Here is a 19,855-nt window from a genome sequence, read left to right as displayed (position 1 = left end):
CCCTCCTTAATTAATAAATCGGTTCGAACAAAAAGCTCACCGGTTAGCGATCAGCCAATCCAGGCATCGCTCCCAAACTTCACCTTCCGAATTATTACCGATGACCAGATCGTTGTGGCCGCTCCCCTTGATGACCGCGAAGTTATCGTCCACGCCCGGGGTCAGGGCTTTTTGGGCCAGGCGGACGCTTGCCGGCGGAGCCAGCTTATCCTTTTCGCCGGCCAGGAACAAACAGTGCGGCCGTTTCCCTCTCATGCTTCTTAAGCCGTCGAAGTAATCAAAATCACCGGCCAAAGAGACGAATCCCTCGCGAATAAATTGGCTGAATGAGTTTTCCAGTCCGGACGGGATCGGCTCAACAATTTTGGCAAAAAAAGCGCGTAACGTATTATAATTTATATTGTTCGGTTCATATAAAAAATCAAACTGTCGGCTTTTTAAGGCCCGATCCGGCAAGAAAGCGGTCAAACTGGCAAAGAGATGCAGTCTGGCCGAAAGGGTCCCGCCGATCGTCTGTTCTTCCGCTCCGACCATTTTTGATAAACGGTTAACGGCGGAAATCAAGCGGGCCAAAGACAGGGTGATCCGGATCGGACTGCCGATCGTCACCAGGCTCCTGATCCGATCATCGCCGTATTTCGCCAAATAAGCATACGCCAGCATCCCTCCCATGCTAAACCCGACCCAAGAGAGGCGCTCGGTCTCCGCGTCTTTAGCGACCAGATCTAGGACCAGCGGCAGATCGAGATTAACCATCTGATCAAAATTTAAGGCGGGGGAGACGCTGTAATGTTTACCGTAGTAAAGGCTCTCCGAACAATAACGGGAGACAAATCGATTGTAAACCAGCTCTGAACTGGGGTAATGCCAAAGATAAACCGTGAATCCCTGGCTGGCCAATAAGTTGGCAAAAGAGTTGGCGTGATCATAAGTTAGAATTCGACCATTGTCCGTTCTCAACCGGAAAAGGTTGCCGTTGCAAGCAATCCCGGGGGCCATAATGACCGGGCCGCGACGAGGCATCCAGGGAGCGGTCGTTTCGATCTTTTTAAGGAAGACTTCCCGGCGTTCCCTGATCCCGTTACGGCCGAACAAGCTGGTCCCCTGTAAGTAATATGGTTCGGATAACCGTAGGTTGTCTTTTGGCCTGACGATGTTCATGCCATAACTTCGCCAAAAAAAACCGGGGATTTCAAGGAACTTGCCGGAACGCTAGCTAAAACTTACCGCCGCACTCGCCGCAGAACCGGGTCCCGGCCGGGCTTTCCGCGCCGCATTTAGGACACTTGATCAGACCAAGCGACGCCCCGCAATGAGAACAGAATTTTCCCTCGCCCGCCGGCTTGCCGCATTTGGGGCAGATCGTCTGCTTGCTCTTGATTTCGCCTTTAAAAACCGTCGTCTCTTCGGCCGCCGCCTCGATATCCTTGACCATTTTCTTCGCCTTGGCCGCGGCAACCTCGATCGCCTGGCGGGGAGCGTCATCCACGCAAAGGCCTTCCTGTTCGTTCCAGTCGGCCGGACAGACCCATTTCTTACATTTAGGACAACGGTGGAAATGGCCTTTGGCCTCGTTTTGGGCCAACTCGAACGCCGCGTCGTGCTCTTTTTGCCATTCCGGAGACATCCCGCTGAACCGCTGGGTCAAAAGATCGGCTCCGCGCTCAACGTTGTAGCCAATGTTTTGCTTGCCGAGCATTGACGCCGCCATGGAAACCCCGGCCGCCAACCCCTTCAGAAAACCGGCCTTCTTGGTCGTCCTGGACTCCACAAACTTGGTCTTGTAGCCTTCCCGGCAGATATCACAATAAAAGGTAAACTGGAAACCAGCTTCGGTCGAGTTATCGGTCATGTTGTCGGTAAACGATTGAAGCGGCATTGTTATTTCCCTCCCTTGAACGGTTTCCCGCATTTAACGCAAGCCCCGAGCGGCGGCTGTTCGGTCCGGCAGTGCGGACAGACGATCGTCAGCCGCGCTCCGCACTTTTCACAGTAATCGTCAAAAAAGGTCTTCTGCCCGCAGGCCGGGCAATCGATCTGCAGGTCAAGGCCGCACTGCTCGCACTTTTTCCAGCCGGACTTGATCGGATTGCGGCATTCGGGACAGCGCGGCGTGCCGACCGGATTTACTTTCCCGCATAAGGGACAAACATTGGCGTCGGGCGAGATCAGTTCGTTGCAGTAGCGGCAAGGGACGTTATAGCCGGCCATCAGGAAGCCTCCTTCTTTGGTTCGATCCCGAGCAATTCTACCACACTATTTTTCCACTGCTCCGCGTCGGAGTGAATGGCACGGCCAAGAAAACGCTCGCGCAGCAGCCGCAAGCCCGGTAACCTGGCAATGGAGAACTTGTAGCGCTGATATTCCGGCTCCGCCAATTTTTCCGCCGGGAGATAGACCGGTTCGCGGCGGAAATTGATCTCGCAGAGCGCCCGGACGAGTTGCGTAAGGTCCGCTTCGCCCGCCCGAAAAAAATAGGTCGCCCGCCCCTCTTCCGCCTCCGCGTTCAAAGAGGCCGCTTCCAAAGCAACCGCCTTATATTGCGGCAGGGGGATCAGCGCCCAGAGATAATCGGCTTCGCCGCCGCCGCCAAGCCCGCGCTTAAGACCGAATTGGACCCGCTCCCTGTCCGCCAAGGAAAACAGGTATTTCAGATCCCCCTGCTCCACGGCGCCGGAGAGCGTTTGCTCCAGGACCGGCCAGAGACCGGCGGCCAGTTTCTCCACCTCGCTCTTCGAAGCTCCCCGCCCTTCGCGAAATATTTCCGCCAGCCGGAGGAGCGCGTCCGGGCTTAACCCGGGCGATAAGGACTTGAGCAGGGTTTGGGCCCTAAGGCTAAGTTCCGCCAAAGCGGTTTGCAACTCCCGGCTGAATGGGTCAAGCCAGCTCCCCATCATTGAAAAAATAAATTCCTGTCCGGCCAACGTTTTTACGATCAAACGATAGTCGGCTTGGCGGTTATCCGCAATGTCGGCCAGCGGGAGGCGGATCAGTTCGGCTTTATCGGGCATGATAACCAGGGCGGTCTCATAGATTCTAAGTTCGCAAGGAACGCCGGCCATTTCCGCCTTGACGTCTCCGAGCCGGACCTTTTCCTTGATCAGCAGGTCCGAAATGATAAGCTCGTTCCGCTTTTTGGCCAACAAGCGCAGAAAGTCCTCGTAGTCATGGCCGAGCTCGGCCAAAACCAGTTTTTCGCCGGAGAACATAACGAGAGAAACGCGGTAATCGGCGCCGGAGAACTCAACAATGTCGCGCAGAGAGTAAAAAAGCGCCGCCCCCTCTTTGGGCTTGACGCGCAAACCGTCTTCTTGCAAGGCAAATTTGCCGGCCGCCGCCGGAGCCGCGTTAAGCGAGTAACTCCCGCTAAATTCCAGGTTGCTTTTTTGATCCATGCCGGAATTATATCACCAAGGATCGGCGGTATGTTAAGATATTAACAATGCCATGAAAATATTAGCCATCGAAACTTCTTGTGATGAAACTTCCGCCGCCGTTGTCAAAGACGGTCCCTCGACGGAGCTCGGGACAAGGGTTAATGTTCTCTCCAACGTCATCGCCTCCCAGATCGAGTTTCACAAGAAATACGGCGGGATCGTCCCGGAGATCGCCTCCCGGCTCCACGCCGAGATCATCTCCCTGATTATCCAGGACGCCCTCGACCGGGCGAAAATTACTTTAAAAGAGATCGATGCGGTCGCTGTTACCTACGGTCCCGGTTTGGTCGGCTCTTTGATCGTCGGGGTCTCGGCCGCCAAAGCGCTCGCCTATGCTCTAAAAAAACCGCTGATCGGGATCAACCACCTAGAGGGGCATATCTACGCTAACTTCCTCGCTACTCCCTCCTACTCCCTGTCCCTACCTGTCTTTCCCTTCATCACCTTGCTCGTCAGCGGCGGACACACTTCCCTTGTATTAGTGAAGGGGCATGGCAGCTACGAGACGATCGGCCGGACCAGGGATGACGCGGCGGGGGAAGCATACGACAAGATTGCCCGCTTCCTGAAGATCGGTTACCCCGGCGGCCCGATCATCGATAAATTAGCCAAGGAAGGAAATCCCAACGCCATTCAATTCAAACGGCCGATGCTGGAAGATGAATACGGTCTCGACTTCAGTTTCAGCGGCCTGAAAACCGGAGTCGTCAATCTCGTCAACAAAGCGGGAGGAATAGAATCTTTTTCCAGCGGGACCACGCTTGCCGACCTTTGCGCTTCGTTCCAGCAAACGGTCGTCGACGTTCTGGTGGGAAAAAGTCTCAAGGCGGCCGAACTTCACCACTGCAAGACGATCGCCCTTGCCGGCGGAGTCTCGGCCAACTCGGCTTTACGACAAGAACTAAAGGCCAAGGCAGAGGCCAAAGGGATAACGGTCCACATCCCACCTTTTGAATACTGCACCGATAACGCCGCCATGATCGGCGCCGCCGCTTATTATAAATACCTTAATTTGTCATTTGACATTGGTCATTTGTCATTTCAGCTTTCCCCTGTTGCCAGCCTGAAGTTGTAGCGTTATGACCAAGCCGCCGGTCGACTCCTCTATCAAGAAAAAAAAGTAACCGCCTACCAGCCTGCTTCGATCAATTCATCAATGTCCTCGCCGGCGGCTATTTGTTTCAGCTTCATGGTTTCAGGCACGACCGCCACTTCCGATAACCGTCCCGTATGCCCCTGATCGATCCTGGTCACATCCAGCGAGTAGGTTTCGCGTAACGGCCAACAGCGATTGCCGGAAGAGTATTTGGAAAATGGCCCGCTATAAAACACAGAGGAGACCCCCTGCCAAAAACCGGGCGCTTCGCTTTCAACCCTCTGATAAAAGTGCCGTATCGAAGCGAGATCATCGCTAACAGAATACGGCAAACGGACTTTAACCCTCGAGACCAGCCCGATCACGGTCATGATCCGCTGGACGTTCTCCCAGTTGGCCAGGATCCGGCCAGTAGCGCTGACCGCGTACCCGGCGATATTATCCAGCTTGCCGCTGCTTAACGAACCGAGCTCTTCCCCGGCCAGCTTAACCGCTCGCAAACCTGCCAGTTCCAATGTTCTGCAGATCTTATTGTCCGCCATCAACAGCACCGGCCCCGGTATTTTGCCAATCGTCGTTCCCCATTCGCTTAACCACGGCCGTTCCTCATAAAGCGCAAGATTGTCCTGCACGATAATGCTCAATACCCGCCAGGCCCCATGATCGAACTCGGATGCAAGCCACAGTAGATCGCCGACGGTCCTGGTTTCGCCAGAAACTTTGACGCCTCCCCGTTTCCTCCGATCAGCCAGAGGCGGTTCCCAGCGGAGACTATACCCCGACAGCACCCGGTTGATTTTCGTTAAAACCTTCGGAGTCCTTAAACGATCGATCGCCTGATGAGCTGCTATTTTCATCGGGCCATCAGCTCTCCATTGATCCCTTTCCATCCATGTCACCGACAATTTCCTCATTAAAACATTCTGTTTCGGCCTTATTCCCCTGATCATTCCAATCACCCTCCTGTTAAATTTGAGTTTCATCACTCACAGCTACTTATCGTAAATTTGTTTTAACCGATTTCATAGAATAATCGACAGCCAAGGCCAGACTTGTTTGTTTTTGGCTTTATTGCCACTATAAATAATTGTCCGATTTTAAATAATCGTCTAAATTTATTTAAATATTATATTAAATTATTGTGAAATTTTTACCCCAAACGATCGATTAATCTATGATGGCCAAACAGATCAGATTAAAAGACATCGCCCGCAAACTGGGACTATCGCCCGCCACGGTCTCCCAGGCGTTCAATAATCCCAAGCTTATCAACAGAAAAACCCGCCAGCGGGTATTTGAACTCTGCAACGAATCTGGCTACGTGCGAAAAAAATACAAAAAGGGGCGGAATAACGCTATCGGCATATTGGGAGAGAGTTTCTATATCACTCTCGGCGGTTTTTACAACTTCGTGACCACCAGCCTGTTGCAGTATGCCCACCGGAAAAAGATCAATACGCTCATCGGCTCGTTCGAGGCCGACGACGATCTTCTGCCGTCCATGGTCACCAAAGGGCTGGTCGACGGACTGGTCCTGATCGGCCGGTTTACCAGAGAGAACGTCATGCGGCTAAAACAGGAAAACCTGCCGCTGGTCTTATGCGGTAATCCGATCCCGGGCGTGGAGCTGCACACCGTGGTGCCTGACGGACGAGCGGGCATTTACGCAGTCACCAGGCATCTGCTCGACCTGGGCCATAAAAAGATAACCACGATCACCGGCGGACCTCTGTTCGACCCGATCACCTCCGACCGGCTTGACGGCTACCGGTTCGCGCTGGCCGAGGCAGGGCTGGCGTTCAATGAGCGCTCGATCGCTCAAGCCAACTTCTATGATCTAAGCACGGTCGCGGCGGCGGTCGGAAAACTGCTCGCTCAGCTTGAGCGGCCGACGGCGATAGTCTGCGCCTGCGACGCGATCGCTTATACCGCCATCCAATTATTGCAGGAAAAAGGGATCAGGGTCCCTCAAGATATCTCCGTGACCGGTTTTGATGACCTCCCGTTCCCGGATTTCATCGAACCTTACAAACCGCAATTGACCAGCGCCCGCGTCGACCTGGAACAGCTCGGCCGGGTCGCGGTCGATGTCCTGGCCGAGATTATCGCCAATCCCGCCAAATCGGCCTACCGGCACACATTGCCGACCGAGTTAATCGTTCGGAAAACCTCTGTCCCACCGTTCAAAGCCTAACTTGCGGCCCAACCCGTCTCGCCCGCCTCTTTCCCCCGTTGCCAGCGCTAAGATCTAGGGTTATAATTCGGGCAGATGAAAAAAAAGTCATTGAGCGAAAAACAGCAGGTGGTTCTCTGGTTTGTTCGGCTCCGCTGGTACGCTATCGTTTTCATGTTCCTGATCCTCATAATGTCGACTTACCTAAGTCGGCTCCAAATCCCGATTATCCCATCTCTCCTCATCATCGGCATTGCCGCTCTATATAATTTAATTTTTCCTTTTCTGGTCCGACAGCTCCCGTTTTTTTCGGAGAATCAAATTTTCACTTATTTTCGGGCTTCAGCCGATATCCTGGTCGTCACCATTTTGATCCATTTCACCGGCGGAGTGGAAAGCCCCTTCGGCTTTTTCTATTTGATCGAATTCGCCGCGATCGCCGTGTATAATTTCGAGTTCATCGCTTATATCCTCTCCGTCCAGACCGCTGCTTTTTATTGGATAAACTGCATCCTGGAGGCTTATCTAATTATCCCGCATTATCGATTGGTGGTCCATCCGGGGACCCTCTTTCTTAGCGTCCCTTACGTTAATGCCAAAGCAATGGGGCTTTTCTTCTCCTCCATCCTGATAATTTACATCGTCGCCTATCTTTCGGGTCGTTTACGCGACAAGCAAAAACTGATCGAAACGCTCTCCGGCGCCCAGGTCGAATTCATGAACATGGTCATCCATGAGACCAAAACCCCCCTGACCTCGATCCTCGGTTACACCGATCTCTTAAACGATAAGAACCCGGCCGATTTCCAAAGGGAGCCGCTGGGAGTGATCAAGCGACAGGCCCAACGGATCCTGAACATGGCCAACGACCTGCTCAACCTCGCCCGGATCGAATCGGGCAAGGTCAAATTAAATAAAACCGACGCCGATCTCCGGGAGATAGCGGAACACGCTCTGGAAGAGGTCGAGCCGCTTCTCCAGTCGCACGAACTGACCATGGTCAAGGAATTCGAACCAAGCCTCCCCCTGATTAAGATCGACGAAGACAAGATTCACGAAGTTTTTATTAATCTCCTTTCCAACGCGATCAAGTTTTCCGACAAAGGGGGAAAGATTTTTATCTCCATCAGCCTGGTCGCGCTGGAGATGAATGTCGCCGTTCGGGACGAAGGCCTGGGGATCGAACAAAAAGACCTCACGCATATTTTCGATAAGTTCTATCGGGCGAGCAAAGAATCGGCCGAACGGAAAGGGACCGGACTGGGACTTGCCCTCTGCAAATCAATAGTCGAAGCGCACGGCGGCCGGATCTGGGTCGTTTCCGGCGGTCACGGCCAAGGGGCTGTTTTTAATTTTGCCCTTCCCATGCAGACTTGATATAATAAGTTCATGCAAATTGATGTCGAACACGTAGCAAAACTGGCCCGCTTAGGTTTAGCGGAAGAAGAAAAAAAACTCTTTGGCCCGCAGCTCTCGGCAATCCTTGGTTACGCGGAAAACCTCAATAAACTGGACACCAATAATATCCCGCCGACTTCCCACGCCATTCCGGTAAAAAACATTCTGCGTGACGATAAAGTCGTCCCCTGCTCGAACGTCGACGACATTCTGGCCAACGCGCCAGACGTTGCCGACCACATGTTCCGGGTCCCAAGGATCGTCGAATGAACAAAAAAACCGCGCATGAGCTTCACGCCCTGCTCTCCGGCAAACAAGTCAGCTCGCTGGAACTGACCGAAGCGGTTTTTGAACGGATCAATCGGGTCGAAGACAAAGTCAAAGCTTACGTTACGCTGACTAAAGAAGAAGCGATCCGGCAGGCCCGGACGGCGGACGCCCGCTTAAAATCAGGCGAGAATATCACGCCGCTGACCGGGATCCCGGTCGCGGTCAAAGATAATATGTGCACCCAAGGGGTCCTGACCACCTGCGGCTCCAAGATCCTCGGCAATTACCTCCCCCCCTACGACGCGACTATCGTCTCCCGGCTGAAAGCGGCGGGAGCGGTAATCATCGGCAAAGCGAACATGGACGAATTCGCCATGGGCTCCTCGACGGAAAACTCCGCTATTTATCCGACCCGCAACCCTTGGGATCTGGACACGGTCCCGGGCGGCTCTTCGGGCGGTTCCGCCGCCGCGGTCGCCGCTGATGAAGCGGTCCTCGCCCTCGGTTCCGACACCGGCGGTTCGATCCGCCAGCCCGCTTCTTTTTGCGGCGTGGTCGGCCTGAAGCCGACTTACGGTCGGGTTTCCCGTTACGGCCTGGTCGCCTTTGCTTCCTCGCTCGACCAAATCGGCCCGCTAACCAAAGACGTGACCGACAGCGCCCTCTTACTTAACGTCATCGCTGGCCGGGACGAAAAAGACGCGACCTCGGTTGACCGGCCGGTCCCCGACTACCGGCAAGCGCTGGTTGACGACGTCAAAGGGGTCAAGATCGGCCTGATCACCAATTTGCTCGGCGCGGGGATCGCGCCGGAAGTAAAACAAGCGGTCAAAGCGGCCGCCGACACTTTTGCTAACCTGGGGGCGGAGATCGTTGAAGTCGAGCTCCCCTCATTTGAATACGCGGTCTCAACTTATTACCTGTTAGCGCCGGCTGAAGCCAGCTCCAACCTTGCCCGTTTCGACGGGGTCAAATACGGCCAACGGGCCGCCGCCAAAGATCTCCTCTCGATGTATTGCGAGACCCGCCGCGCCGGGTTCGGTCCGGAGGTCAAACGCCGGATCATGATCGGCACTTACGCCCTCTCGGCCGGTTACTATGACGCTTATTACTTAAAAGCGCTAAAAGTCAGGACCTTGATCAAACAGGATTTTGACCGGGCGCTCGGCCAGTGCGACGTCCTGATCTCCCCGACCTCCCCGACCGTCGCCTTCAAAGTCGGGGAAAAGACCGCCGATCCGCTGGCCATGTACCTGTCGGACATCGCCACCATCCCGGTCAATTTGGCGGGACTCCCCGCCTTATCGCTCCCCTGCGGAATGAGCGGGAACCTGCCGATCGGCCTGCAGATCATTGGCCAGCCTTTCGCCGAAGAAACAATTTTAAGAGTCGCGTTCACCTACGAGCAAAACACCAAATGGCACACTCAAAAAGCAAAACTTTAATGGAAATCTGGAAACCGCGACGTTTAGTCGCAGGTTTCCTATTAGTACTGGCCCTTCTGACGGGAGCAGTTCTGGCCGCCCCGAGCGCAGAAGACATTAAGAAATTCCCGGCGATCTCCGGGGATGTTTCCGGCGTGGCGATCCCGGGATTAAAATCGATCTTTATCAACGACAAACAAATAAAAGTCCAACCGGACAATACTTTCGCCACCCGGGTCAATCTCAAAGCCGGCGAAAAATACCTGATCCTCAAGATCAACTACACCGGTTTGCGGGTGATCAAAAAATATCTTGTCCTCCGCTCGGAAAAGAGCAAACAATTCAAGGTTTTCGTTCCTAAAACCGAGATCGAGACCCCGCTTAAGGTCGCCAAGGCGATCAACAAACCGGGCAAGAAGAAACGGGTCAAGACCAGGGAAGAGATCGAACGGCTGAAGGCGGAGATCAAAGCAAAGGAACTGGCCGAAAAACTGGCCAAAGAAAAGAAGACGTATGACTTCTCCAAGGACGAGTTCGAACAGGGAACAGAAACTCTAAGAGCCCTATCGACCGCCATCGTCAACGACCAATATGGGATGAAACTAAAATCTCCCATCGGGACCCTAACCTATCTTAAAGAAATACTTCGAACCCCTAATTTCTACGACTATTGGAAAAAACGCTGGGGAGACAAGCCGGTCAGCGCCGAGATCTTGCATTTGGTGAACCTGACCCGGAACTACCGGAACAAACCGTTCGCCCAGCTGACCCCGGAACAACAGCTTAACATCCTGAAGCTCAATCGCTTGCTGTTGGAGCTGACCTATCCCGGACTTTGCCCGATCAGCGAACTTAAGCGGCTGGTCATAGACGAATCGTGGATGAGCGAAGTCCCGTTAAAGAACAACGGCTACATCTACGTCTGGGAGTTCAGCCACGGCAAACTTCTGGTCCTGAAAGTGGTCAGCCAGAAATTCTCGGCCGACATTTATATCCCGGCGACCGAAGAGTGGTTCAGCCTGCAGGACCTCTCCTACCAAGAGCTGAAAGAACTTATCGCTAAACCGATTTGGGAACTCGACGGTTTTTACACCGAGGATAAAAAATGAAGTATGAAATGGTCGCCGGGCTGGAGATCCACGCCCAAGCGCTGACTGAAAGTAAAATGTTTTGTTCCTGCTCGATCAAGTTCGGCTCGGAGCCGAACACCAACATCTGCCCAATCTGCACCGGCCAGCCCGGTTCCCTTCCGGTCGCGAATATTAAGGCGGTCGAGCTGGGGATCAAAGCGGCCCTCGCTTTGAACTGCAAGATCGAACCAAGCAGTATCTTTGCCCGGAAGAACTACTTCTACCCTGACCTGCCAAAAGGTTACCAGATCTCCCAATATGATAAACCGCTGGCGACCGGCGGTTACGTCGATATCGACGTCGACGGGGTCAAAAAGCGGATCGGGATCACCCGTCTCCACCTGGAAGAGGACGCCGGCAAACTGGTCCACGTCGGCGCCGCTCGGATCATGGGAGCCGAAGAATCGCTCGTCGATTACAACCGGGGCGGCACCCCGTTGATGGAGATCGTCAGCGAACCGGATTTCCGCTCGGCCAGAGAAGCGGCCGTTTACGTCGAGACCCTGGCCAACCTGCTTCGTTACATCGGAGTTTGCGACGCCAAGATGGAAGAAGGCTCGCTCCGCTGTGACGCTAACGTCTCGCTCCGGCCGGTCGGCCAAAAAGAGTTCGGGACCAAGACCGAGGTCAAGAACATGAACTCCTTCAAAGCGGTCGAAAAAGCGCTCCTCTCGGAGATCAAGCGCCACGAAGAGGTCTTAAGCGAAGGCGGGAAGATCGTGCAGGAGACCCGCTTCTACTCGGAAGAAACCAACACCACTTCCGGCATGCGGAACAAGGAAGAAGCTCATGATTACCGCTACTTCCCGGAACCGGACCTGCCGCCGATCGAACCGTCAGCCGAATGGATCGAAAAAATCAGGGAATCGCTAGGGGAACTCCCGCAGCAGCGCCATCAACGGCTGATCGATCAATTCGGCCTCAATGCTGAAACGGCCGCGATCCTGGTTTATGACAAACCGCTGGCCAACTTCTTTGAAGAAACGACTAAGCTCTACAAAAAAGGAACGGTCGTTGCCAACTGGCTGACCGGCGAAGTCACCGCCTACCTTAAAGAAAAAAAGCAGACGATCGAAGAGCTAAACTTCAAACCGCCGCAACTGGCGGAGCTGCTAAAATTGATCGACGAAGGGACCTTGAGCGGAAAACTAGCCAAAGGAGTGCTGGTCAAAGTTATTGAGACCGGTAAGCAAGTTAAAGATATCGTCGCCGAATCAGGGGCGCAGATCAGCGATCAGGGGGAATTGAGCAAGATCATCACCGACGTTATCGCGGGAAACGCGAAAGTGGTCGCCGACTACAAAGGCGGCAAAGAAACCGCCCTCACCTTCCTGGTCGGCCAGGTCATGAAGCTCTCCAAAGGGCGGGCCAACCCGGCCCTGGCGAATAAGCTCCTCAAAGAAGCCCTCAAGTAAATTTAAAGCTGATCGAATTTATCCAACAGTTCTTTATACCGACGAATATAGTTCTGCCAGGCGGAAACGGTCGTCACGCTGTCTTCTTTTCGGGTCTCATAAAAGAAGCCCAGCTGCAAAATATAGGAGGCGCCCTTCTTTAACTTCGCTCCTTTATCTTCGCGGGTCAGCGTCGGATCAGATAATTTGGGGAGCGCTTCCCGCAGTTTGTCGACTCGCCCCTTACATCTCGTCAGCCACGGTTCACGCATCTCATCCCGCAAAAAAGTCTTAAGGAAACCGTCAAGCTTAACTTCAATAAGGCCAAGCCAGCGGGCGTTGGTCAAGGCTCTTTTATCGGCCAGGTTATTAACGATTGAAACGGCAAAAGCCATCAAATGATCGATTATCTTTTTCTCCGCTTCCCGCTTAAGCTCCCCGATCCGTTTCGCCTGCTTCACTAAAACTTCCTGTCGTAAAGCGAGCGTCTCCTCCGCAACCCCCAGGAGATCCTGCGCTAACCGGACCGCTTGATCGGACCCGACCAGCGTGACATGCAGCGCCGCTTCCAACTCAACGCAAGCTTTGTCTTTATGCCAGGCAAAGAACGAAGTGAAGCGCTCATGGAGTTCCAACAATTCCGACCATTGACCGAGCGGATCGGACGCGATCATTCTGATCTTTTCCAAATAGGCTTTATTATCCTCTAGTTCCTGAGAGATCTTTTTTTGCTCATGGTCAATCATGCTCAATAGTTTAGCGGTCGAAACCAAGTGCGGGATCGATTCCCGGCGTAAAACACCGCTCGGGGTCAGCCGATAGCCGACCTGGTTGATGATCCAATTGCCTTTGTTTTCACCCTTTTCGATCAGCGAGAGCTTCCAATTTTGGGCCGGGCGGGTGGAACGTAAGCGCTTGACCATTAGTTCATCAAGTTGCTTGACCAAGCGACTGGTTAAATACTGCAAACTGGTATCGGCGGCGACATTGTTCCCTTTCTGCAAACAATCGACCGCTTTTTGCAGGCTTTCTTTGTCCCGCTCGACGCCAAACGGGAACTTGCCGATAAAATATGAGAGGACCTGGTGGATTTCTTGAAAAGGATCAGCCGCCGGCGGCCGCCCCTGCTTCTTACCGGCCGAACGTTCTTCCCCTACCTTATACAGTTCTACCCTGAACCGCAGGATCGCTTTGTAAAGGAACAAGGAGGCGTATTCCGGGTCGCGGGCGAAAGCCTTTTTCTCTTTTTCAAAGGAAGTTATCAAGTCCGCCAGCGGCTGGGGTTTGTAAGGAAGGACTTTTACGGTCCCGTTTTGGGCCGCTTCTTTCCCTAGACGAGCCACTCCTTCTTTAAACGAGAAAGCCAAAGCAGGCCCGGCTAAGCCAGATGGAACAACGATCTTTTCGATCCGTTCACCGCTTTTGCGCAATCCCTCGATCGCCTTTTCGATCTCCTGGGGATGTAATTGGGCCAGGTTTTCGAGATTCGCCCGCGACCGATCGGTAATTTTGGCGGTAGTCCATCGGACCAGGTTTCCGACCGCGGTCCAAGATTTAGGTTCCGCCATTCGTCTGTTTTCGATCCGCCGCAATTGAAAGTATCTCGTTCTTAAGGTCTCCAAGAGTTGTGTTTTCATGTTTATCTTTCGCCAGCTAAGCCGGGAAATTTCAGCTATGTTATAATTCTGTCATGCAGACAATCGCTTATCCGGTAGGGGAAAATCTCTATCTGAACATCACCAACCGCTGCACCAACGAGTGCGGCTTTTGCATCCGCAACAAAGCCAGGAAGTTCAACCAGGAGTATTCCCTCTGGCTCGACCGTGAACCGACCGCCGATGAAGTCATGGCGGCGATCGGCGACCCGAAAAAATACCCGCAGATCGTTTTTTGCGGGTATGGCGAACCGCTGGTCCGTCTCGACGTGGTCAAAGAGATCGCTAAAAAGATTAAAGCGGGCGGACCGACCCCCACTATCCGAATCGATACCAATGGGACCGGCAACCTCTTCTGGGGTAAAAATATCCTGCCGGAATTAAAGGGGCTTATCGACGCCATGTCGATCAGCCTTAACGCCCAGAACGCCGAGCTCTACAACCAAATCTGCCAACCAGCTTTGGGAGAAAAAAGTTACCAGGCGGTCCTTGATTTCATCAAAGAGGCCAAAACCTATATCCCGGAGATTGAAGTCTCGGTCCTCAACCTCCCCACCGTCGATGTTGAGGCCTGCCGGAAGATCGCGGCCGACCTGGGAGTAAAATTCCGGGTCCGCCCCTATTACGAGGAGAAATATGTCAAATAACTACGATTTGGTGGTTTTAGGCGGTGGTCCCGGCGGTTATGCCGCCGCGATCCGGGCCGCCCAGCTCGGGGCCAAAGTCGCCCTGATCGAACAAGACCAGGTCGGCGGGACCTGTCTAAACCGGGGGTGTATCCCGACCAAGTCGCTTATCGCCTGCACCAACTTTTACGAGAAAATGCAGAAGGCCGAGAGCCTCGGTCTCTCCGCTCAAAACATCGCCATTGATTTTGCCAAGGTCATTGCCCGCAAGAACGAAGTCGTCGCCAAATTGGTAAAAGGGCTGGCCAGGCTGATCGAAAAGAACGGGATTGAGCTGATCAAAGGGAAAGGGGAAGTCCAATCCGCAGGTTGGATCAAGGTCGGCAACCGCGACGTTCAGTCGCGGGCCATGATCCTCGCCACCGGCTCCCTCTCCGCTAATCTGCCGGGGGTCACCCATGACGGCAAGAAGGTCATCTGCAGTGACGAAGCTTTGGAACTAACTTCTCCTCCCCCCCGACTCGATATCGTCGGCGGCGGCGTCATCGGCCTTCACTTTGCCATGATCTACAGCGCGCTCGGGACCACGGTCACGATCTACGAAGCCCAGCCGGAAATTCTACCCGGGGTTGACGATGAAATCGTCGCGCTGGTCGGACGGCTCCTTAAACGGAGGAAAGTCGAAGTGAAAACCGGGACATTTTTTGACCCGCAAAAAACCGGCGGCGTTTCGCTGGTCTGCGTCGGCCGGGTGCCGAACCTGGTGGGGCTTGAAGGATTAAACTTGAAGCTGGACGGCAAACGGGTCTGGGTCAATGAAAAAATGGAAACCAGCCTCCCCGGGGTTTACGCCGTCGGCGACCTGGTCAGCTTGAAACAATTTGCTCACGTCGCTTACGAACAAGGGGTGATCGCCGCCGAGAATGCCCTGGGAAACAGCCGAACTTATAATTATGACTGCGTCCCCTATGGCATCTACACCCAACCGGAGATCGCCGGGGTCGGCCTTACCGAAAAAGAGGCTCGGGCGAAAAACCCCGATATCTTGACCGGTAAATTTCAGTTCGGGGCGCTCGGGATCGCCCGGGCGATGGGAGAGATCGAAGGCTTCATTAAGTTCGTCGCCGACGAAAAAGGGAAGATCCTCGGGGTCCACATCATCGGTCCGGAAGCAACCGCCCTGATCGGCATGGCGACGCTGGCAATCAAGAACAGCTTAACGATCGAGCAGTTTGGTTCAACTTTTCAAGCCCACCCCTCTTATCCCGAAGGGATGCAGGAAGCGGCCGAAGCGGTCCTCAAGCGGGCGCTGCATATTTAAGCCTAGTCCGTTGCCCCCTATGATTGTTTATTCATGTTGGCCATGTTAATATTTAGACATGAAGAAGTCAAAAAACAGAGAAATCATTGAAAATATCGCCTGGTTTAAAAAGTTTAATTTGGTTAAAAGGCTAACCTTATCTTTTTCTCAACAGGAAGCGGTCAAAATTTTACGAGGATTAAAAATTGAAGGATTTAAAAAATCTACCTGAACCGCTCCAATTTATCAAAGCCATTCACGATAAAGGAGTAAAATATCTTTTGATCGGCCGACAAGCGGTTATCGCTTACGGCGGTCCGGTTCAAAGTATGGATTACGATATTTACATTGACGGCTCGGAAGAAAACACCAGTTTATTGCTTAAAATCGCCGAGAGTTTCGGCTTATATCCAAACTTACCGGAAAAAGAGCTCAAAAAGACTTTCAAATTCAAGCTGGAAAACGATATAGCCGTCGATGTCTTTCGGGCTAAAGCCTTGTCTTCGGCTAAGACCGGAAAAATAATTTTCCAGGAGATCTACGATAGAAAAGTTGTCGCCAAAGACCCCGGCGGGTTAAAAATTAATCTCCCTTGCATTGACGATTTAATCCTCTTAAAAAAACTCCGTTCCGCACCAAAGGATCTACTCGATATTCAGTACCTCAAAGCACTCAAAAACAAATAAAGCTGGCGCTGCATATTTAAAAATCTTCATTCGTGAGGTATAATGTCTATATGTACAGACCAGAAATTAAGGTTCTCGACTGCACGATCCGCGACGGCGGGCTGATCAACGAACATCTTTTTGAAGACAAGTTCGTCCGCGCGACCTACAAAGCGCTGGCCGCTTCCGGCGTCGACTATATTGAGATCGGTTATAAAGCTTCCACTAAATACTTTTCGCCGGACAAGTACGGCAAGGCCAAGTTTTGCTCTGAAGATTTTCTCCGCCAGATAATCGAAGGAGTAGAGACCAAAGCCAAGATCTCGACGATGGTCGACATCGGCCGGGTCGAGCCGGTCGACATCCTCCCTAAAAAAGATAGCGTTATCGACATGATGCGGGTCGCCTGCTACGCCAAAGACGTTGACAAAGCGATCGACCTGGTCAAGCATTGCGCCGACAAAGGGTATGAGACTACGGTCAACATCATGGCGGTCTCCACCGCCCTTCTGCCCGACCTGGAAGAGGCGCTCGGCCAGCTTTCGGCCACTCCGGTCAAGGCGGTCTACTGCGTCGATAGCTACGGCTCCCTCTTTTCCGAACAGATCCATTTTTTCATCGAAAAATATGCCGCCTACCTGAAACCGAAAGGGATCGAGGTCGGCATCCACTGCCACAATAACCAACAGCTGGCGTTCGCCAATACTATAGAAGCGATCCGCAAAGGGGCGAATTTCCTCGACGCCACGATCTTCGGCATCGGCCGGGCGGCCGGTAATTGCCCGCTCGAGCTCCTGCTTGCTTTCCTTAAGAACCCTAAATTCCGGCTCGATCCGATCCTCGACGTGATCGAACAGGAATTTATCCCTCTGCGGGAAAAGCTCGAATGGGGCTACCTGATCCCCGATATGATCACCGGCGTCCTGAACCAGCACCCGCGCGCCGCCATCGAATATCGGGCTGGCAAGATCAAAAAGAGCTTCGGCGAGTTTTACCGCGCCCTGCAAAACGACGCCGTCATTAGTTAAATGATCCTCGGCATCATTCGCGGCGCCACCACCGATAACATCCTCCCCGTCATTGAAGCGGCTATGGCTGGCGGCATTAAAGAGCTGGAAATCACTCTCAATTCCCCAAACTCCCTGGAACAGATCGCCATGGCTACCAAACGTTTTCCGGTCGGAGCCGGCACCGTCCTCAATGTTAGGGACGCGAAAGCGGCGGTCGCCGCCGGAGCCAGCTTTATCGTCTCCCCCATTACCGACCCGGACACGATCGCCTTCTGCCGGAAAAAAGGGATCCCCGTCTATCCAGGTGCGCTAACGCCAAACGAAGTCTACTGCGCCTGGGAGTTGGGAGCGACCATGGTCAAAGTTTTCCCGATCAAAGCGGTTGGCGACCCCGATTACATCAAAGAACTCAAGGGGCCGTTTAACGATATTAAATTACTCGCCTGCGGCGGCGTGACTCCACAAAACATCAAACAATTTTTTGCCGCGGGGGCGGCGGCAGTGGCAATTGGGGCTTCAGTTTTTAACCACGAGCTGATGAATAACGGAAAATTCTCCGAAATTGAGAAGAAGATCAAAGAATTAATGGCCGCGCTCTAGTCTAACAGGCTTTTCGCCGTCATCACTTTGGGGATCGGCAGTCCCATCAGGTCGAGGACGGTGACGCCAACGTCGGGGATGATCCCCTGCTCTTTCAACTTCACTTCTTTCCCTAAGACCCAGCAAGGGACCGGATTGAGCGAATGCTGGGTGCTAACAACCTCTTTCCCTTTATTATCTATTTTCATCTCATCAGCATTGCCGTGATCGGCGGTAATGATAAAGATCCCGCCTTTCGCCAGCCAGGCGGGAACAAGTTTCTCCAGGCATTTAGAGAGGTCGGCAATCGCTTCGGTCGCCGCCGCCAAGTTGCCGGTATGGCCGACCATGTCGCAATTCTGGAAGTTGTGAACGATCAGCGAATAATTCTGCTCGGCGATCGCTTTGAGGGAGTAATCAGTCTCCAGGAAAGCGGTCATCTCCGGCACCCAGTCATAATGTTTCCCTTCTTCGGTCCGGGCCTTCAGGGTCATATCCTGGGCAAGATAGCGCTCTTCGCCAGGGAAAGGGTCGCTCCGGCGGCCGGAAAACCAGCCGGTCACATGAGCAAACTTTTCGGGACCGGCCAGACGGAGCTGGGTTAACCCGGCTTTGGAAACAACTTCCCCGACCGTTTCGGGAATCTCTTTTTCCGGAAAAGCGGTCAAAGCGTTAACCCCATGATAATACTCGGTCATGGCAACAAAGACCGACTGTTTCAGTTTAGCGCGCAAGGCCTGGATCTGGGCATAAGTCTCATCGTCGATCAGTTTGGTCCCCTTTTTGTAATTGAAAAACTTCTTATCGCTTTCGCAGAAACCGACCGTCAGTTGGATCGTCCGGTCCTGGCGAAAGTTGAAATAAATGATCGAATCGACCGGTCCCATCCCGGTATAGCCGCTAATTACCGTCGGCCGAATAAATTCGTCGGTTTCGCCTCGCGAGTAGGAGGAATCAATCGCTTCCCTAGCGGTCACCGCTTTAAACTCCCCAACCCCGTTCACCAGGCATTTCATCGCCAGCAAGGTCTTGTCCCAGGCGGTATCCCGGTCCATTGCCAGTTCACGCCCCATCACGGTCGCGATCTTAGCTACGGAGGTCAGCCCAAGCTCGGCGATCTTGTCTTCCAACATTTTGAGGTAGATCTCCCCGGCCGCTTTCGGGTTGGTATCGCGACCGTCAGTAAAGAGATGAATGTAGACCGTCCGCAGGGCTTCTTTTTTAGCTAGTTCCAAAAGGGCAAAGAGGTGTTTGATGCTGGCGTGGACCGTCCCGCTATGACCCTGCAGTAACCCCATCAAATGAAGGGCCCCGCCTTGTTGTTTAGCGTTAGTGACGGCCGCCATTAGTGCATCGTTGGTAAAAAAGGAACCGTCCTGGATCGCCACGTTGATCCGCTCGATCGACTGGTAAACTATCCGCCCCGCCCCCATGTTGAGGTGGTTAACTTCGGAGTTCCCCATCGTCCCGACCGGGAGGCCAACAGCCAGACCGGAACATTCCAATTTGGCATAAGGGTGTTTTTCGAACAGCTCTTTAATGAAAGGGGCCTTCCCCTGCTCAATAGCGTCGTAAATCGCGTTCTTGGCGCTTTTCTCGCCAAGGGCGAAGCCATCGAGGATGCATAAATAGACCGGGGTATTTTCCATGTTTTTAATTATATCATAATGTTTAACCGGCGAATTAATTCGCCGGTTA

At 53.3% G+C, this 19,855-nt stretch carries 20 protein-coding genes; 13 read left to right on the top strand and 7 right to left on the bottom strand.

The features are described 5' to 3' along the window. Nucleotides 1–36 precede the first annotated feature (36 nt). From WC772_00680 to WC772_00665, 4 genes are read right to left on the bottom strand one after another with little or no spacing between them, the layout of a single operon-like run. Nucleotides 37–1,161: an alpha/beta hydrolase gene (locus WC772_00680; GenBank protein MFA6169273.1), complete on the bottom strand. Its 1,125-nt coding sequence runs from the start codon at nucleotides 1,159–1,161 to the stop codon at nucleotides 37–39. A 55-nt stretch (nucleotides 1,162–1,216) separates the two neighbouring features. Beyond that, a complete protein-coding gene (locus tag WC772_00675) occupies nucleotides 1,217–1,879 on the bottom strand; it encodes a zinc ribbon domain-containing protein (GenBank protein MFA6169272.1) in 663 nt (220 codons plus the stop codon). 2 nt (nucleotides 1,880–1,881) lie between these two features. Then, complete coding sequence (locus tag WC772_00670) at nucleotides 1,882–2,211, bottom strand: zinc ribbon domain-containing protein (GenBank protein MFA6169271.1); 330 nt, start codon at nucleotides 2,209–2,211, stop codon at nucleotides 1,882–1,884. Beyond that, complete coding sequence (locus tag WC772_00665; GenBank protein ID MFA6169270.1) at nucleotides 2,211–3,395, bottom strand: hypothetical protein; 1,185 nt, start codon at nucleotides 3,393–3,395, stop codon at nucleotides 2,211–2,213. The genes WC772_00670 and WC772_00665 overlap by 1 nt, the downstream gene beginning before the upstream one ends. A gap of 52 nt (nucleotides 3,396–3,447) precedes the next feature. Here WC772_00665 and tsaD point away from each other — a divergent pair, with 52 nt between their 5' ends. Next, nucleotides 3,448–4,512 carry a tRNA (adenosine(37)-N6)-threonylcarbamoyltransferase complex transferase subunit TsaD gene (tsaD, locus tag WC772_00660; protein ID MFA6169269.1) on the top strand — a complete coding sequence of 355 codons (1,065 nt, stop codon included), beginning with the start codon at nucleotides 3,448–3,450 and terminating at the stop codon, nucleotides 4,510–4,512. A gap of 53 nt (nucleotides 4,513–4,565) precedes the next feature. Here tsaD and WC772_00655 read toward each other — a convergent pair whose 3' ends face one another. Next, a complete protein-coding gene (locus WC772_00655; GenBank protein MFA6169268.1) occupies nucleotides 4,566–5,390 on the bottom strand; it encodes a hypothetical protein in 825 nt (274 codons plus the stop codon). Nucleotides 5,391–5,710: 320 nt separating this feature from the next. Between WC772_00655 and WC772_00650 the strand changes: the two genes are divergently transcribed. The 6 genes from WC772_00650 (at nucleotide 5,711) to gatB (ending at nucleotide 12,343) form a co-directional block, all read left to right on the top strand. Continuing rightward, nucleotides 5,711–6,727 carry a LacI family DNA-binding transcriptional regulator gene (locus WC772_00650; GenBank protein ID MFA6169267.1) on the top strand — a complete coding sequence of 339 codons (1,017 nt, stop codon included), beginning with the start codon at nucleotides 5,711–5,713 and terminating at the stop codon, nucleotides 6,725–6,727. Nucleotides 6,728–6,802: 75 nt separating this feature from the next. After that, nucleotides 6,803–8,083 (top strand): HAMP domain-containing sensor histidine kinase, encoded by a 1,281-nt coding sequence (locus WC772_00645; GenBank protein ID MFA6169266.1) that lies wholly within the window; start codon nucleotides 6,803–6,805, stop codon nucleotides 8,081–8,083. A 12-nt stretch (nucleotides 8,084–8,095) separates the two neighbouring features. Beyond that, nucleotides 8,096–8,374: an Asp-tRNA(Asn)/Glu-tRNA(Gln) amidotransferase subunit GatC gene (gatC, locus tag WC772_00640; protein ID MFA6169265.1), complete on the top strand. Its 279-nt coding sequence runs from the start codon at nucleotides 8,096–8,098 to the stop codon at nucleotides 8,372–8,374. Then, nucleotides 8,371–9,819: an Asp-tRNA(Asn)/Glu-tRNA(Gln) amidotransferase subunit GatA gene (gatA, locus tag WC772_00635; GenBank protein ID MFA6169264.1), complete on the top strand. Its 1,449-nt coding sequence runs from the start codon at nucleotides 8,371–8,373 to the stop codon at nucleotides 9,817–9,819. The genes gatC and gatA overlap by 4 nt, the downstream gene beginning before the upstream one ends. After that, nucleotides 9,819–10,907 carry a hypothetical protein gene (locus tag WC772_00630; protein MFA6169263.1) on the top strand — a complete coding sequence of 363 codons (1,089 nt, stop codon included), beginning with the start codon at nucleotides 9,819–9,821 and terminating at the stop codon, nucleotides 10,905–10,907. Before gatA ends, WC772_00630 begins: the two co-directional genes overlap by 1 nt. Continuing rightward, nucleotides 10,904–12,343: an Asp-tRNA(Asn)/Glu-tRNA(Gln) amidotransferase subunit GatB gene (gene gatB, locus WC772_00625; protein MFA6169262.1), complete on the top strand. Its 1,440-nt coding sequence runs from the start codon at nucleotides 10,904–10,906 to the stop codon at nucleotides 12,341–12,343. Before WC772_00630 ends, gatB begins: the two co-directional genes overlap by 4 nt. Nucleotides 12,344–12,345: 2 nt before the next feature. On the opposite strand, the gene WC772_00620 is transcribed toward gatB, so the two are convergent. Then, a complete protein-coding gene (locus WC772_00620) occupies nucleotides 12,346–13,959 on the bottom strand; it encodes a hypothetical protein (GenBank protein ID MFA6169261.1) in 1,614 nt (537 codons plus the stop codon). A 53-nt stretch (nucleotides 13,960–14,012) separates the two neighbouring features. Between WC772_00620 and WC772_00615 the strand changes: the two genes are divergently transcribed. Genes WC772_00615 through eda form a run of 6 tightly spaced genes read left to right on the top strand, consistent with a single transcriptional unit; the run spans nucleotide 14,013 to nucleotide 18,178 of the window. Further along, the gene (locus WC772_00615) at nucleotides 14,013–14,624 is read left to right on the top strand and encodes a TatD family nuclease-associated radical SAM protein (GenBank protein MFA6169260.1); all 612 of its coding nucleotides are present in this window, start codon (nucleotides 14,013–14,015) and stop codon (nucleotides 14,622–14,624) included. Next, the gene (gene lpdA / locus WC772_00610; GenBank protein ID MFA6169259.1) at nucleotides 14,614–15,924 is read left to right on the top strand and encodes a dihydrolipoyl dehydrogenase; all 1,311 of its coding nucleotides are present in this window, start codon (nucleotides 14,614–14,616) and stop codon (nucleotides 15,922–15,924) included. Before WC772_00615 ends, lpdA begins: the two co-directional genes overlap by 11 nt. Nucleotides 15,925–15,982: 58 nt before the next feature. Continuing rightward, on the top strand, nucleotides 15,983–16,135 hold the full coding sequence (locus tag WC772_00605; protein MFA6169258.1) for a hypothetical protein: 153 nt from the start codon (nucleotides 15,983–15,985) through the stop codon (nucleotides 16,133–16,135). Further along, nucleotides 16,110–16,589 (top strand): hypothetical protein, encoded by a 480-nt coding sequence (locus WC772_00600; GenBank protein MFA6169257.1) that lies wholly within the window; start codon nucleotides 16,110–16,112, stop codon nucleotides 16,587–16,589. Before WC772_00605 ends, WC772_00600 begins: the two co-directional genes overlap by 26 nt. Before the next feature lie 50 nt (nucleotides 16,590–16,639). Continuing rightward, nucleotides 16,640–17,596, top strand: a complete 957-nt coding sequence (locus WC772_00595; GenBank protein ID MFA6169256.1) for an aldolase catalytic domain-containing protein — start codon at nucleotides 16,640–16,642, stop codon at nucleotides 17,594–17,596. Further along, on the top strand, nucleotides 17,597–18,178 hold the full coding sequence (gene eda, locus WC772_00590; GenBank protein MFA6169255.1) for a bifunctional 4-hydroxy-2-oxoglutarate aldolase/2-dehydro-3-deoxy-phosphogluconate aldolase: 582 nt from the start codon (nucleotides 17,597–17,599) through the stop codon (nucleotides 18,176–18,178). Here eda and gpmI read toward each other — a convergent pair. After that, the gene (gene gpmI, locus WC772_00585) at nucleotides 18,175–19,806 is read right to left on the bottom strand and encodes a 2,3-bisphosphoglycerate-independent phosphoglycerate mutase (GenBank protein MFA6169254.1); all 1,632 of its coding nucleotides are present in this window, start codon (nucleotides 19,804–19,806) and stop codon (nucleotides 18,175–18,177) included. The two genes, eda and gpmI, sit on opposite strands and share 4 nt — an antisense overlap. Nucleotides 19,807–19,855: the final 49 nt, after the last annotated feature.

It is taken from the genome of Candidatus Margulisiibacteriota bacterium (assembly GCA_041661965.1).
GTDB lineage: Bacteria > Margulisbacteria > WOR-1 > O2-12-FULL-45-9 > XYB2-FULL-48-7 > XYB2-FULL-45-9.
The sequence above is the reverse complement of the archived record's forward strand: the minus strand, read 5'-3'. Positions and strand labels throughout refer to the sequence as shown.